Genomic DNA, 15,720 nt, shown 5'->3' with positions numbered 1-15,720 from the left:
CATCATGGGATCATCCAGCCCCAAAAGCATCGGGTATAAATAAAAGAATAAAAAACTATTTGCCTTATTACTAGCATTTCAGTAGTATTTAATTATATCCCTTTCTTATTAAACTATTACTTCGAAATTTGAATACCGGAGTTTTATGACTGAAAATTAGACTGAGTGGATTATTAAGCTTATATATACAAAGAGATAATAGGGGGAGACATGGCAGATTATATTGATAGAGACCCTGAGGAAACCAGAGAATGGCTGGAAGCCCTGGAAGCAGTTGTTGAAGAAGAGGGATCTGAAAAGGCTCATTTTCTGATACAGAAGCTCATAGACAGGGCCAGAAAACAGGGCATCAAGGTTCCCTACAGGGCCACAACACCCTATATAAATACATTGACTCCCGAAGAGTCGGAAATGATGCCGGGCAACACCCTGATAGCCAGGGATGTTGCAGCCTATATCAGATGGAACGCAATGGCCATGGTAGTCAAAGCCAACAGAAAGCCCGGAGGCCTGGGCGGACATATCGCCAGTTTCGCCTCAAGCGCAGCACTCTATGAGGTAGGATTTGACTACTTCTTCAAGGGACCGAATGCCCCGGACAGGGAAGACCTGATCTTTTTTCAGGGACACTCTTCCCCGGGAATGTACGCCAGAGCTTTTGTAGAGGGCAGACTGAGTGAAGAACAACTGAACCATTTTAGAGAAGAGACCGAAGGAAAAGGACTCTCTTCCTACCCCCACCCCTGGCTTATGCCTGATTTCTGGCAGTTTCCCACAGTATCTATGGGACTGGGACCGATGCAGGCTATCTACCAGGCACGATTTATGAAGTATATGCAGGCCCGGGGACATGCCTCTGTGGGAGATAGAAAAGTATGGGCTTTCCTTGGTGACGGAGAAACCGATGAGCCTGAATCACAGGGAGCCATAAGCCTTGCAGCCAGAGAGAAACTGGACAACCTGATCTTTGTCATCAATTGCAACCTACAGCGCCTTGATGGACCTGTCCGTGGAAACGGTAAGATTATTCAGGAGCTGGAAGGAAACTTCAGAGGAGCCGGATGGAATGTCATCAAGGTTATCTGGGGTACAGAGTGGGACGAACTCCTTAATAAGGACAAGTCAGGACTCCTGGTAAAACGTATGAATGAGTGCCTTGACGGTGAATACCAAACCATGAAAGCCAGGGGAGGAGCCTATATCAGAGAAAAATTCTTCGGAAAATATCCTGAGCTCCTGGAACTGGTCAAAGAGAAAACTGATGAACAGATCTTCAAGCTCAGCCGGGGAGGTCACGACCCTCGTAAAATATATGCAGCCTATGCCTCTGCGGTGAAACATAAAGATCAGCCCACAGTTATCCTGGCTAAAACAGTCAAGGGATTTGGTATGGGAGCCTCCGGTGAGGCGGCCAATACTACCCACTCCCAGAAAAAAATGGATCTGGATTCCCTTATGGTATTCAGAGACCGGCACAATATTCCTCTGAAGGATGAAGAACTCTATGATGTTCCTTTCATCCGTCCGGCTGAAGACAGTAAGGTGATGAAGTTTATCCGCCAGCAGCGGGAAGGCCTGGGAGGGTATCTACCAGCCAGAAACACAAAATCGACAGCCCTGCCTGTACCGGCACTGGATAGTTTTTCATCCATTCTCAAGGGATCAGCTGACAAGGAGATGTCCACAACCATGGCATTTGTCCGTCTTCTGAGTACCCTGGCCAAAAACAAGGAAATAGGGAGAAATGTTGTTCCCATAGTTCCCGATGAGGCAAGAACCTTCGGTATGGAAGGGATGTTCAGACAGCTGGGAATTTACTCACCCTATGGACAGCTTTATGAACCCCAGGATTCACAGTCGGTCATGTGGTACAAGGAAGATAAAAAGGGACAGATTCTGGAAGAGGGAATCAACGAAGCCGGAGCCTTCTCATCCTGGCTGGCTGCCGGAACAGCATATTCCCATTACGGGATCAACATGGTCCCATTCTATATATTCTACTCAATGTTCGGATTCCAGAGAATAGGTGACCTTGCCTGGCTGGCCGGAGATATCAGGGCTAAGGGATTCCTTATCGGTGCCACATCCGGACGTACAACTCTGAACGGTGAAGGTCTTCAGCATCAGGACGGACACGGTCATGTAATGGCAGGAACCATCCCGAGCTGTATATCCTATGATCCATCCTACTCATATGAACTGGCTGTTATCATCCAGGACGGAATGAGGAGGATGTATGATGATAACGAGAGCATCTTCTACTATATATCTGTAACCAATGAAAACTATGTTCAGCCTGAACTGCCGGTTGGCAGTGAAGAGGGAATCCGAAAGGGAATGTATCTCTTCAGAAAAGCCGCAGGCAAAGGCAAAAATGTTCAGCTGATGGGAAGCGGCAGTATTTTCCAGGAAGTTCTGGCAGCTGCAGAACTGCTGAAGAGTGACTGGAAGGTGGATTCCGATATATGGAGCCTCCCCGGAATCAATCAGCTACACAGAGAGGGAGTCGACTGTGAACGGTGGAATCTGAACCATCCCGAGAAAAAAGCAAAAATACCCTATGTAACGCAGATTATGGAGGGTCATGAAGGACCTGCTGTTATCAGTACTGACTACATCAGGGCCTATCCTGAACAGATCAGAAGGCTTATTCCCAACAGCCTGACAGTTCTTGGAACTGATGGCTACGGCCGCTCGGATACAAGAGAACAGCTCAGACGTTTCTTTGAAATGGACAGATATTATATAACCCTCAATGCCCTGAAAGGACTTGTGGAACAGGGAGATATGGATGCTTCCGTACTGGGTGAAGCCTTAAAGAAATATAATCTGGACAGTGAAAAGTCCAATCCCATGACCGTATAGAAGGAAGAGACATGGCAGATATAATTGAAATAAGAATTCCTGATTTAGGATCTGATGATGCTGTTCCTGTAGCCGAAATATTTGTGAAAGTCGGACAGGAGGTGGAGGCCGAAGAGGCCCTGCTGGCACTGGAAAGCGACAAGGCTGTTATGGAAATTCCCTCCCCTGTTTCGGGAGTGATTAAAGAGATTAAAATCAAGGAGGGGGATAAGCTGAAAAGCGGTGACCTCTTTGCCCTGGCTGAACTCAGTTCAGACAGTGCAGACAGCACGGCTCCTGCGGATTCTATAGAGGCTCCGCCTGAAACAGACAAATCTCCAGCGCCTCCGACAGTTGCAGCAGCTGCAGCAAAGGCCCCGGCTCCATTAGCAGCCCCGGCCCCTTCAAAAGTTGCAGGGGGAAAGAAAAATCATGCCTCTCCCTCAGTTCGGCGATTTGCCCGGGAACTGGGAGTGGATATCTCCGTAGTCGAAGGGACTGCACCCAAGGGAAGAATTACAAAAGAAGATATTCAGAACTTTGTAAAAGAACTGGTGAAAACAGGGGGAGGATCAGGCCTGCCAAAAGCAGCCTATACGGATCCCTCACAGTTCGGTTCTGTAACTGAAGAGGAGCTGACCAGAATACAGAAGATTTCAGGACCCCACCTCCACGGCAGCTGGGTAAATATTCCCCATGTGACTCAATATGAGCAGGCGGATATCAGCTATCTGGAAACCTGGAGAAAAGAGCTCAATGCCAAAGGCAGTCAGGGAGTAAAATTCTCGGTTCTCGCCTTTGTGGTTAAGGCCCTGTACAAAGCGATGGAAGAATTCCCCCGGTTCAACTCTGTTCTGGCTCCTGAAGGAGACAGACTCTATATCAGGAATTACTACAATATCGGAATTGCTGTGGATACTCCCCAGGGGCTGCTTGTCCCTGTAATAAAGGATGTTGATCAGAAAAACCTGACCGAAATTGTTGCCTCCATAAAAGATCTGGCTCTCCGGGGAAGAGATGGAAAACTAAAAGCCGCCGATCTCCAGGGTGCGGGAATCTCTATATCAAATCTGGGGGGAATAGGCGGAACATCCTTTACGCCCATAATAAATCCTCCGGAAGTAGCCATTCTGGGACTCTCCCGATCTGCTATGCAGCCGGTATGGAATGGTGAGGAGTTTCAACCCAGGCTGATGCTCCCCATGAGCCTCTCCTATGACCACAGGGTTATAGACGGAGCCATGGCGGCACGATTTGTCAGACACCTGGCGGATCTTCTGGAAGATATGAAGAAAATCCTTCTATAATAATTAACCACAGGAGACTATAAAATGTCAGAAATAAAAAATATTGAAGTAGATACCCTGGTTCTGGGAGGCGGTCCGGGAGGATATACCGCCGCCTTCAGAGCAGCGGACCTGGGGCAGTCGGTAGCCCTTATAGAAAAGAGAGCAATCCTGGGGGGAGTGTGTCTTAACGAAGGGTGTATACCATCTAAGGCTCTCCTCCACCTGGCACAGGTTATCAATGAAGCCGGAGAAGCCCACAAGTTCGGAATCAAATTTGCTAAACCTGAGCTGGACCTTGATGGAATAAGGGGCCATAAAGATAGCGTTGTGGGTGCTCTCACCAAGGGCCTCGGGGCACTGGCTAAACAGAGGAAGGTCCAGGTTCTCACAGGAACCGGTACATTCAGTTCATCATCGACCCTGACAGTCAAGGGAGAGGATGAGACAGAGGTCAGTTTTAAACAGGCCATAATCGCTACAGGATCTTCTGTTCTGCGACTGCCCATGTTTCCCTTTGACGACCCGAGAGTCATGGACTCCACAGATGCCCTGAAGCTGGAGGAAGTTCCCGGAAGCCTTTTGATTGTGGGAGGTGGAATCATAGGTATGGAGATGGCCACTGTCTACAATGCCTTCGGATCTGAAGTGTCTGTTGTAGAACTGATGGATCAAATTATCCCTCCTGCAGATCCCGACCTGGTTAAACCGCTGGCCCGAATGTATAAGAAGAAACTGAAAGCCATATACACCTCAGTCAAAGTAACAAAGGTAGAGCCTCAGGATAAGGGACTCCTTGTAAGCTTTGAAGGTGACGGTGCTCCTGAACCTGCACTGTATGACAAAATACTGGTGAGCATCGGACGCCGACCCAACACAGAGGGAATTGGATTGGAGAATCTGGGTATCAGCCCCGATGAGAGGGGATTCATCACGGTCAATGAAAAAAGACAGACAAAAGCCTCAAATATCTATGCCATCGGTGATATTACAGGGCAACCCATGCTGGCCCACAAGGCAGTCCATGAAGGACGTGTTGCCGCAGAGGTTATATCGGGAGAACCTGCAGAGTTTTCACCTGTATGTATTCCATCAGTTGCCTATACAGATCCTGAAATTGCCTGGACAGGTCTGACAGAAAAAGATGCTGCAGCTCAGGGTATAGCCTATGAAAAAGGTGTTTTTCCATGGGCTGCATCAGGCAGATCCCTCAGTAATGGACGGAATGAGGGGATCACAAAGATTCTCTATGATCCGAAGACAAAGAGGGTTCTGGGAGCCGGTATATGCGGTAACAATGCAGGGGAACTCCTGGCAGAAGCCAACCTTGCGGTGGAGATGGGGGCCGATCTTGAAGACGTTTCCCTCACCATCCATGCCCACCCTACTCTGTCAGAGACCTTTGCCCTGGCGGCGGAGATGGCAGAAGGGACGATCACAGATCTTATGCCACCCAAAAAATAGAGAGAAGAACCTTAAAATCGTGACTCCTGTTCATCAGAACAGGAGTTTTTTATATTTCAAACAAACATGTAACTTCACCTCTCTCCCCTGTATCTGTTATAGTAAGCACATTAAATAAGGAAACATGAAACTATGACTATCAGAAATACAATAATATTGGGTCTTTTCGTTCTATCGGCCCTCTCCTGCACAATGAAACAGGAAATCCTCCTGGAGAAATCCGGAGAGGGACAGGTCAACTTTGAAATAGGTATGGCCTCCTACCTGGGCGAAGTAATCGAACAGGTGGAAATGCTTCTTGATCCTGAAACAAAGATCCCCGATGAAGAGGGCAGTTTCTTTGATGTAGAAGCCATTGAAAAGGGATTTTTAGAGAATGAAAGTATCAGCGGTTTAGAATTAAAGACCCCCGACAAGCTGAACCTGGAAGGAAGCTTCCGATTCAGTTCTGTAGAAGACATACTGTCCAAAGTAAAAACAGACTCACCTCAGAGTAAACTGATAAACTTTAAAAAAGGAGCCTCAAGCTCTGATCTGACGGTTAAGATAACAAGAGAGACCATTGTAGCCCTGCTGGAATCAAACCCGGCACTCAATAATCCGCTTGTTGAGAACTTCGGCCCTGCCGCCACGGCAGGACTGAGCTCCTCTGATTATCTGGATATGATGGAATTTGCTCTTGGTGAAGAGAGCCGTATGGGTATACAAAACTCAAAACTGAGTATAAACATTGTTGTAGCCGGAAAAATTCTGAAACAGAGCGGAGGAACAAAAATCAATTCTTCCACAGTACGCTTTGATATCCCCCTTCTGGATATTCTGATTCTGGATAAAACCCTGATCTATACACTCTCCTACGAATAGGGATATTAATGAGCATAAACAGCTTTCTCCGTTTCACCCTCAAACACTCCATTACAATAATAATTATCACATTCCTGATGACTATTTTCATGGGCTATCATGCAATGCATGTACAGATAAACCCCGATCCCAACAGCCTGATGCCCCAGAAGAACAGTAGAATTCTGAGACTGAAGGAGACGCTGGGAGTTCAGTCAGAAAAAACAAACTATCTATTTCTTTCCATAGAAGGGGAAGATCTCTATTCCCTGGAGGTTCTTCAGACCTACTTTGATACAATCAGCGAAGTATCCGGATATGAGGAAGTTACTCATGCCCTGACACCCTTCAACTTTGTATTTTTTGATACCAAAGGAAAGAGGATTCTCCCTACAACCATGGTGGACAGTGGAAAAGCCCCCGCAGACGAAGCGGAACTGGAGCTCTTTAAAAAGAGAATTAGCAACAATCCTCTGGCGGATAATTTTGTTGTAGCCGCCGAGGGGACAATGCTCAACGCCATATTCTCTACAAAGTATTCAGAAGATTCCGAAGAGTTTATGAGACGCTTTGAAAAGACTATCGGTCCTCTACAGAAACTGGTAACTGTCAGATACAGTGGTGATATCCCCATAGGAAGCCGTATTACCTTTTACCTGATAAGGGACTTTTCCATTCTTCTGGTGCTGGCTGTACTGGCCATGCTCACTCTCTTCTTTCTCAGTTTCCGTGCCAAGCGGGCCATAATTCTCCCTGTGATAGTTGTCACAATCGGTGCCATATGGTCAGTAGGATTCATGTCACTGGCAGGCTTCAAACTGACATTAGTGAGTGTTATTGTCCCCTCACTTATTCTGACAATAGGGAGCTCTTATACTATTCATGTTCTGAATGAGTATTTCAGAAATGCCCGGGCCGTTGAAGAAGGCGATGTCGGCTGGCTGGTTGATGCGGTGGAACATGTTATCCGTACGGTAATTCTGGCTGCTCTGACAACAATCATAAGCTTTCTCAGTCTCCTGAGTACAAGCATGGCTCCTCTCCAGGAATTCGGACTGTCCATCGGTATAGGGATCTTTTTCTGTGCCGTGCTGGCTCTCTTCTTTCTGCCTGCCACATTCAAACTGATGGGTCCTCCCCATGAACATCATAAACTGAGAATAGACAGAGGAAATCTGACAAAAATTGTTACAAAACTGGGTACATGGGCGGGAAGACATCCCTATATCAGCCTCGCGATGTTTCTGGTTCTACTGGGAATGTTTGTAATTTTTTACCCCAATGTGAAAAATCAGTCAGACTATCTGGCATACTTCCCCGAGGATGATCAGGTGATTCTTGATACAAGAACAATTATACAACACACCGGAGGGTCTCAGGGATTCAATATTACAATATCGGCTCCCGAGGGAGAAGAGGGATATTTTCTTAGACCCGATGTTCTGCAGAAAGTGAATGGCCTGGAGGAGGAACTGGAACAGAAAAGATTCGTCAACAGCCTGCTCTCATTCAACGGCATCCTGAAATCTATGAACCAGTCTATTTCAGGTGAATATGAGATCCCCGAATCCAAAGGACTTATCCTACTGCTGAACCGCTATTTCAGAATGATTTCATCAGATATGTTTTCCCTTGAAAATGACAGCTCCGTCATGAACAGTGAGGCCACAACACTGACTATTTATATGAAGGTATCCAATCCCGAGACCTATAACTACCTGAATGAGGATGACCTGAGGATTCTCCTGTCGGAAGTGGATATTCTCCTTGATGAACATCTCGGCGACGGTATGGTCACTGATTTATGGGGAAATACTCTGCTTCTCCTGGATGCCTCTAAAACCATTAAGAGGGACCAATTTATCTCAACGATGCTCTCCATGGTACTTGGAGTCATTGTGACTTTTATCTTTTTCAGGGCAATGACCTACAGTCTGATGGCTCTTATCCCCCTGTTGAGCGGGATTTTCTGCTACTTCATCATCCTTTATCTGTTCAGGATTCCTCTGGATATGACAACCATACTGGTTACCAATGTAACCGTAGGTGTTGGACTGGATGATGCTGTTCATTTTCTACTTCAGTACAGAACACAACGAAAAGAACATGATTATCAGGAAGCCATCCATTCAACTCTGAGAATCACCGGACGTCCCATCGTTCTGACGACTCTCTCCCTGGTAGCAGGACTGCTTGTTCTATGCTTCGCCAGTTTCTCCCCCATTGTATTTTTCGGAGTCCTTATCGCAGGGACCCTGTTCTCTACAATGCTGGGAACCGTGTTTTTCCTCCCGGCGGCACTGACCCTTATAGAAAAGGTCAAAGCCAGGATGAAATCATCCTCTTCTGCGGGAGTGAAGAGCAGTACTTGATATTTTATGAAGACGGTTGATCCCTGTACGCAGATGAGCAGTACCCGGTATTTTATCTACCGGTATCTTGTGCAGGGGGAGCTTCTTCAGCAATGTATGTTTTGCAGCGTTTCTGTCAAAATTACGGGCCCACATGGTCCTCGGTTTTCTGATTTTATCCAGTAAATACTGAAAATCTACTTTCAGGGATTTTGTAAACTTCAGCAATGTATTGAAATGGAGGTAATCCTTCTCTGCAAGGGAGTCCCTGTTTTCATACAGTTCGGTATATATCTCTTCCCAGCGGTCTATGATTTTATCCATACGGTGAATGTCCACCATCTCCAGAGCCTTCCGCTCCATATCAGCCAGATCATCTCGGTGCTTCAGGACATGGCTGATCCTTTCAGCCATAAGATTACTGTCTCCGGGAGGAACCAGATAACCGTTGACTCCGTCTTCTATAAGGTTGACAACACCGCCCTCTTCAGCTCCCACACAGATAAGACTGTTTGCCTGAGCCTCCAGGATAGTAATCCCCTGGGTCTCTGTAACAGAAGCTGTGGCGAAAAGAGATACGGCTTTAAAAATACCGGAATGAACAAGTTCAGAGTGACTCAAAGCACCCGTAAAAATTACATTGTCACCACAGTCCTTTCCGGCGGCCTGTTCTTCAAAGAGATGTCTCTGTGGACCGTCACCCACAATCAGAAGCTGGGCGTCCTTATTCTCACGGTAAACAAGATCAAAGGCATCAATAAGAACGTTCAGATTCTTCTCATAGGCTACACGCCCCACATAGAGAACAACCTGATTCCCCAGAGAGTATTTCTTACTGAACTCATCAGAGCGGCTGTTGTCAAACTGCTTAAAATCAATACCGTTTGATACCGCTTCAAGAGGGGCTGTACAGCCATTCTCAGAGATAATACGGACAGCTTCTTCGGTGGGAGCTGTCACATAATCGGCACAGTCATAATAAAGATTAAGATACTTCCAGATGACTTCTTCGGAAACCTTAACCGGCCCGCTGAACATATGTTCGGAGTAACTGGGATCAGCGATAAATGTATGGAAGGTTCCCACAACAGGAAGACCTCTTTTCCTGGCAAATTTAATCCCCAGCATGGAGATAAAAATAGGCGTCATAAAGTGGATCAGGTCAATATTCTCTTTCCTGAGAGTTTTATATGTGGTAAAACTGAATGGATTTGTCCATTTAAAGTCTTCGTAAAATGAGGCCGAAATTGAAGGTACCCTTATAATTTTTACACCGGGGATATCGATCTCTTCAAGATGTCTATAACTGGGAGCAACAATAATAACCCGATGACCGCGCTCGGCCATATTAGATGCCACAGAGACAATAGAGGTCACCACTCCGTTAATCTGGGGATAGAAGGCATCTGAAAAAATTGCAATATTCATTTTACTCCTATGCGTCCGGAGTGAGTAACTTCACTCCGGTATTCACTGTCCCGAGGACCCTGAGGTCTCCTGGAAAAAACATGCTGATCTTTTATATCCAGTACTATACATAATAAACTGTTTTTTATTGATGTATTCCATAGTAAATATTAACTATTTACCAATCAAAATTCCAACAAAGGGCTGTCACAGTCAAATTATAATAAAAAGAGCCATCTTCTCTGCAGAAAAGACGGCTCACTTCCGGAATATAAAAACTTTATTACATAATAGGAAGTGCAATAGCCCTCTTCCAATATTTTAAATATTACTTTTTTACTTAACAATAGTATAAAAGTTACAGTTGTTGATTAAAAATAGAAATAAGAGAGAATAGCTGAAGATTGTGTCCGTTTTATGTGAAGACGGCAGACAGATGAAACTTGAGTCATTAATGATTGGACTTTCACCAGGGTTTTTAATACCTTACTCCTTATACTTAATGAAATAACTATGGCCGCAACTTGTCGGTCGTACAGGAGAAATTATGACAATTGCAGAAAAGAGTGTTGTTTCCATAGATTATACCCTCCGTGACAGTAAGGGAGATGTAATTGATGCATCCGAGAAAGGAACCCCCCTCGTCTATCTTCACGGTTCAGGAGCTCTGATTCCGGGCCTCGAAAAAGAACTGAATGACAAGAAATCCGGTGATAAACTTAAAGTAACTGTGCCTCCCAAGGATGCCTACGGTGAACATATGCCTCAACTTATCCAGAAACTGCCCAAAGAGAATTTTCAGGGTGTGGATGAACTGGAAGTGGGTATGGAATTTGAAGCCAACGGTGCAGATGGTCATGTTATGGTTGTCAGAATCGATGAGATTGAGGGTGACGAGGTCACTATTAATGGAAATCATCCCCTTGCGGGAATGACTCTGGAGTTTGAAGTAGCTGTTGCAGATGTAAGAGTAGCCACAGCAGAAGAACTGGAACACGGTCATGTTCATGGAGAACATGGACACCACCACGAATAGAGATTACTTTTCGCTGCAAGAGCATAAAAAAACCATCGGATATCCGATGGTTTTTTTTGGGAACATACAATCCCGGCAGCTCCCGAAAGAGACAGCCGGAATCAATCAATTCAATTGAGAATTAACCTTTGTAGGTACCGGGTTTAATTTCATCACCATATTTTTCTTTAATGGTAGTATATTTAGCAATTGTTGCATCCCAGTACTCGTTCAGTTCTGCAGGTACTTTGCTGTCTTTGCCGGCGAAGAATTTTTTGGTTCTTTCCAGTTTTTCGATCAGTTTTGTACAACGGAATGTAAACAGGTATGTGTAATCTTCTTCGCTGAAATCTTCGTCAAGAAGTTCTTTGAAGAGAACCTTTACATCATTGTAAAGGGGGATTTTTCCTGAAGGAGTATCAAGAGCTTCGTATTCTCCGTGGATTCTACCTTCTGCCCAGTGAAGCCATACTTTCTTAGCAAGCTTGCTGGTCATGAAATTACCTTCGGGGTTTCTCATGAAGTAGTTTGTTGAGTAAATTTTGGGCTCGGATTTCATACCTTTAACAAAGTTGATGTTATTCATGGTGTACTCACCAAGGGGGTAGGAAACAAAGTCCATGTTAGCCATGGGAGAAGAAGCTCTTACACCTTCTGCACCGAGGGTAGCAGCAGTTGTTTCAGATTCGAGGGTACATGCCTTCAGCAGGATACCATCTTTCCAGGAGGGAGACTCTTCAACAGGAACAGAAGTATCACTGTCACGTCCACCATAGAGGATACCGTCAACCTTAACACCTTCTTTTGCTTCAAATCCGACTTTGTCGTAGTTGGCAAGGTAATCAAGTCTCATTGTGTATCTTGAGTTGGGGTGAGCAACGGGAACTACGTTTCCTTTGCTGTCTTTCATACCTTCAGTCCAGTCACCAATGTGGTTTTTACCGGATTTGGGGTTATCAACACCCTGACCGAGCCAATATGGCATCTTGTCGGGTCCCTGAAGGATATTTGAGAAAATAACTTCCTGGTTTTTCATAGCATTTTCAAAAATGACAGGATCGTCCTGAGCATTAACGTCTTTGATGATACCGAAGATACCCTGCTCAACGTTTACACCGCGGAATTCGCCGTCAATTTTCTTGAAGTAAACGATGTCGTCACCAACAATCTGTTCACCGGGGATCATGGCAGTTGCGGTTTTACCACAAGCTGAGGGGTAAGCACCTGCAAAGTAGGTTTTTCTTCCCTTATTCAGACATGCCATGAGGAACATGTGCTCACAGAGCCATCCTTCCTGTCCGGCTTTATTGATAGCAAGTCTCATAGCATGTTTTTTCAGGCCTACAGAGTTTCCTGCGTACTGTGCATTCATGGAGTAAACAATGTTGTTCTGAGTATCCATGTAGATTCTTCTCTTATCGAGATTTACAACGCAACCTCTTTCATCACATTCACCTGCGGAGTGGATGAAACGGAAAAAATCATCACAACCGGGGTTGTTGAGGAAGTGTGCATAACCGGCTCTGTACAGAATAGTTTCAGAGTGTGCTACGTAAGAAGAGTCTGTGAACTGTACACAGGGAATTGTAAAGGGGCTTTCAGCAGGACCTTCGGTAAAAAACTTAACGTAAGCTTCTTTTCCGGCCATGTTGTTCTTGGCAATGCCCATGATCTCTACAAGAGCTTCATCATATGAATAGGAGTTCATGGCTTTCATTTTTTCCATGTTCTCGGGGTATACCATGTATCTGGTATTTACTTTATCACGAGCCTGATCTCCGTAACCGTCCCAGTGGATGGTCTGTTCAGAGTTAGCCATGGGATGCTCTTCACCGTTTTTCAGTGCGATTTCTTTGACGTAAGCTACATCTTCAGCACCATCATCACAGACATAGATGCTTGCAGGATTACAATGCTCAGCAAAGCTTCCTACGAATTCCATTACGTTTTCATTCTTGAGGGCTTCGAGCTTAGCAAAGCTTTTATCACTCATTTTGCCTTTTAAAAGATCTGTATACTTGGACATTTCAACTCCTTGAAAGTTTATAAAAATTTACCCTTTCTCTATTACTCAGGTAAAAGGTCATTTCCGGCTGTATGGAAATCAAAAAAAATTTAGTTGACAAACAGCCACTATGTAAATGTGTGATAAATAATATGACAATTCATAATAGAGAGTCAATGAAGTGACGATTTCAAATAGATGAATTATTCACTAAATTTTTACTTATTTGCCCAATTATTCTGATTTTTCTAATGATTTAATAAAAATCAAACAGGATATAGCTTTATTCAATAAATCATATACAAGGATTAAACCGCTATCTTCATAAAAAGAACATTCCCCTGATAAAAGATTTTGCTTTTCTTAATGATTATGTAACAATATGAACCGGTGATATCGATGATAAAAAAAATGACAATAATATCCATAAGAAAATATCTGCTCATTCTAACTATCCTGCTGCTGTCCGGACTCAATTCTCTATCATCTCAGACCTGGAACCTTGGAGAAACTGCAACATTCAATCTAAGAGAACTGGATCTGGAAAATGAAACAGCTCAGCTTGAGGGTCCCTGGGACTTTTACTGGGATGATTTTTTAATGAAAGCTGAGGATTTCAACGGGTCATCAGCCGAAATCATAGATGTGCCTGATGCATGGAATAAAAAGGCTTATCACCCGGAACACGGTTATGGAACTTATCGCTGCCGTATTCTTCTGCCGCCGGGCAGTGAAAGGATAGGTCTGAAGCTGGATTATACATTCAACCATTACAGGCTCTATGTAAACGGAGCACTGGTTCATCAGAACGGAGATCCCGGCAATGAATGGATACGGAATCCACAGATCCAGGTTCCCCGTTTAGTCATACTTCCCCATAGCAGTGAGCTGGAAATTATATTTCATGTTTCCAATTACTATGATTTCAACGGTGGATTACTGGATGCTCCCGAGATAGGCAGCTATGAAGCACTGAAACTTAAAAAAGACAGAACCGAGATTATGGAATCCTTCCTGTTCGGTGTCTTCCTGGTTATCGGAATACTCTACATACTCTTTTACCTGAGCAGACAGGAGGAGACTGACTCCTCCCTCTTCTTCGGTCTCTTTTCTCTTGTACTGGCCCTGAGAACCCTCTTATACGGAGAACATATACTGGCTATGTTATTTCCGGGTATCTCTGTAGAACTGGAAGCCACATTGGGGCATCTGACATTCTATCTGGCCATCCCTCTCTTTTTAAAGTTCATAAGCAAGGAATACCCCTTCAAGTTCAGCCGTTATATTGAGATTCCTATTTATATAATATCTACGTTCTACTGCCTCCTCGCCATCTTTACCAGACACCATTTTTATATCTATTTCCTTACGGTCTTCCAGGTAGCTGCTCTTGTTACAGGTCTTACAATTTTCACTATTCTTATTATAAGATCATTTAGAAAAGATACGGCAGCCCGTATACTGCTTGGCGGTTTCTTTCTGCTTCTCCTTGATGCAGTGAATGATATTCTTTATTCACAGAAAGTCCTTGAAACATTTCATATGGTGCCCCTGGGACTTGGAGTGTTCATACTGGGACAGGCAACTCTGCTCAGCTGGAAGATCGGTAAATCCTTCAAGGAGAGCAAACGCCTTGCACAGGAACTGAAATATACCAACAATTCATTCCGACGATTTGTTCCTGTAGAATTTCTTACCTATCTTAACAAGGAAACAATCAGTGAGATTCAGCTGGGTGACCATGTTCAGATGGATATGACAGTCATGTTTCTGGACATCAGGGACTTCACATCTCTGTCTGAAAAAATGACACCCCATGAAAATTTCCTGTTCCTGAATTCCTATTATAAAAGAATCTGCCCGATTATCCGTGACTATAGAGGCTTTATTGATAAATACCTGGGTGATGGAATAATGGCCCTCTTTCCTGGTCCGGATTCCGCAGAAAATGCAGTACAGGCTTCTATAAAAATGCGTCTTATCCTTAAACTCTACAATAATCACAGGAAAAAAACCGGATACGATCCCATAGCTGTGGGAATCGGCATACACACAGGAACCCTGATGATGGGAACCATAGGTGAAGATAAAAGGATGGACGGAACTGTCATTTCCGATGCAGTCAATCTCTGCTCCAGAATAGAGAGCCTCACCAAGGAATACGGTTTGAGCATTGCCCTCAGCGAAGAGAGCTTCCAACGCCTCAAAAGCAAAGAGCAGAGACAGGTACGTTATATAGGGATGGTCCCCGTTAAAGGAAAAGAAAAACCCGTAAAGATCTATGAGCTGTTCAACGGAGACTCTCCATCCATAACGAATTTGAAGCTGAGAACCAGAGAAGAATTTGAAAAAGCAGTCCGTTTTCGGGATGAGGGAAACTATGATGCGGCCCGTAGCTGTTTTGAGTCGGTGCAGAAAGAATTTCCTGAGGATAGAACAACTGCTATTTACCTGAGTCGATTCCGGAAATCTGAGAATTAGGTTCTTCACTCCTGCGGATCTTTC

At 44.6% G+C, this 15,720-nt stretch carries 9 protein-coding genes; 7 read left to right on the top strand and 2 right to left on the bottom strand.

Going from position 1 to position 15,720, the window contains the following annotated elements; all coding sequences use genetic code 11:
* Positions 1-210 precede the first annotated feature (210 nt).
* From aceE to DV872_RS00730, 5 genes are all read left to right on the top strand, one after another.
* Positions 211-2,865: a pyruvate dehydrogenase (acetyl-transferring), homodimeric type gene (gene aceE / locus DV872_RS00750; RefSeq protein ID WP_114627914.1), complete on the top strand. Its 2,655-nt coding sequence runs from the start codon at positions 211-213 to the stop codon at positions 2,863-2,865.
* A gap of 11 nt (positions 2,866-2,876) precedes the next feature.
* Entirely contained in the window at positions 2,877-4,151 is a 1,275-nt protein-coding gene (locus DV872_RS00745) for a 2-oxo acid dehydrogenase subunit E2 (protein ID WP_114627913.1), read from the top strand.
* Between the two features lie 24 nt (positions 4,152-4,175).
* Positions 4,176-5,594, top strand: coding sequence for a dihydrolipoyl dehydrogenase (gene lpdA / locus DV872_RS00740; protein ID WP_114627912.1), 1,419 nt, complete (start codon positions 4,176-4,178; stop codon positions 5,592-5,594).
* Between the two features lie 132 nt (positions 5,595-5,726).
* Positions 5,727-6,458: a hypothetical protein gene (locus tag DV872_RS00735; protein ID WP_114627911.1), complete on the top strand. Its 732-nt coding sequence runs from the start codon at positions 5,727-5,729 to the stop codon at positions 6,456-6,458.
* Between the two features lie 8 nt (positions 6,459-6,466).
* Complete coding sequence (locus DV872_RS00730) at positions 6,467-8,809, top strand: RND family transporter (protein WP_114627910.1); 2,343 nt, start codon at positions 6,467-6,469, stop codon at positions 8,807-8,809.
* Here DV872_RS00730 and DV872_RS00725 read toward each other — a convergent pair.
* Entirely contained in the window at positions 8,774-10,216 is a 1,443-nt protein-coding gene (locus DV872_RS00725) for a glycosyltransferase (protein WP_114627909.1), read from the bottom strand. The two genes, DV872_RS00730 and DV872_RS00725, sit on opposite strands and share 36 nt — an antisense overlap.
* Positions 10,217-10,742: 526 nt before the next feature.
* On the opposite strand from DV872_RS00725, the gene DV872_RS00720 reads away from it, so the two are divergent.
* Entirely contained in the window at positions 10,743-11,231 is a 489-nt protein-coding gene (locus DV872_RS00720; RefSeq protein WP_114627908.1) for a peptidylprolyl isomerase, read from the top strand.
* A 121-nt stretch (positions 11,232-11,352) separates the two neighbouring features.
* On the opposite strand, the gene DV872_RS00715 is transcribed toward DV872_RS00720, so the two are convergent.
* On the bottom strand, positions 11,353-13,236 hold the full coding sequence (locus DV872_RS00715) for a phosphoenolpyruvate carboxykinase (GTP) (protein ID WP_114627907.1): 1,884 nt from the start codon (positions 13,234-13,236) through the stop codon (positions 11,353-11,355).
* Between the two features lie 378 nt (positions 13,237-13,614).
* Between DV872_RS00715 and DV872_RS00710 the strand changes: the two genes are divergently transcribed.
* On the top strand, positions 13,615-15,696 hold the full coding sequence (locus DV872_RS00710) for an adenylate/guanylate cyclase domain-containing protein (RefSeq protein WP_114627906.1): 2,082 nt from the start codon (positions 13,615-13,617) through the stop codon (positions 15,694-15,696).
* Positions 15,697-15,720: the final 24 nt, after the last annotated feature.

This window comes from Oceanispirochaeta sp. M1 (assembly GCF_003346715.1).
In the GTDB taxonomy this organism is placed as follows: domain Bacteria; phylum Spirochaetota; class Spirochaetia; order DSM-2461; family DSM-2461; genus Oceanispirochaeta.
Note: the sequence above shows the minus strand (reverse complement) of the source record. Positions and strands in the feature narration are given on the sequence as shown.

Excerpts from the sequence above, each read along its gene's own strand:
- aceE (WP_114627914.1), top strand. The coding sequence starts at position 211 with ATGGCAGATTATATTGATAGAGACCCTGAGGAAACCAGAGAATGGCTG.
- DV872_RS00745 (WP_114627913.1), top strand. The coding sequence starts at position 2,877 with ATGGCAGATATAATTGAAATAAGAATTCCTGATTTAGGATCTGATGAT.
- lpdA (WP_114627912.1), top strand. The coding sequence starts at position 4,176 with ATGTCAGAAATAAAAAATATTGAAGTAGATACCCTGGTTCTGGGAGGC.
- DV872_RS00735 (WP_114627911.1), top strand. The coding sequence starts at position 5,727 with ATGACTATCAGAAATACAATAATATTGGGTCTTTTCGTTCTATCGGCC.
- DV872_RS00730 (WP_114627910.1), top strand. The coding sequence starts at position 6,467 with ATGAGCATAAACAGCTTTCTCCGTTTCACCCTCAAACACTCCATTACA.
- DV872_RS00725 (WP_114627909.1), bottom strand. The coding sequence starts at position 10,216 with ATGAATATTGCAATTTTTTCAGATGCCTTCTATCCCCAGATTAACGGA.
- DV872_RS00720 (WP_114627908.1), top strand. The coding sequence starts at position 10,743 with ATGACAATTGCAGAAAAGAGTGTTGTTTCCATAGATTATACCCTCCGT.
- DV872_RS00715 (WP_114627907.1), bottom strand. The coding sequence starts at position 13,236 with ATGTCCAAGTATACAGATCTTTTAAAAGGCAAAATGAGTGATAAAAGC.
- DV872_RS00710 (WP_114627906.1), top strand. The coding sequence starts at position 13,615 with ATGATAAAAAAAATGACAATAATATCCATAAGAAAATATCTGCTCATT.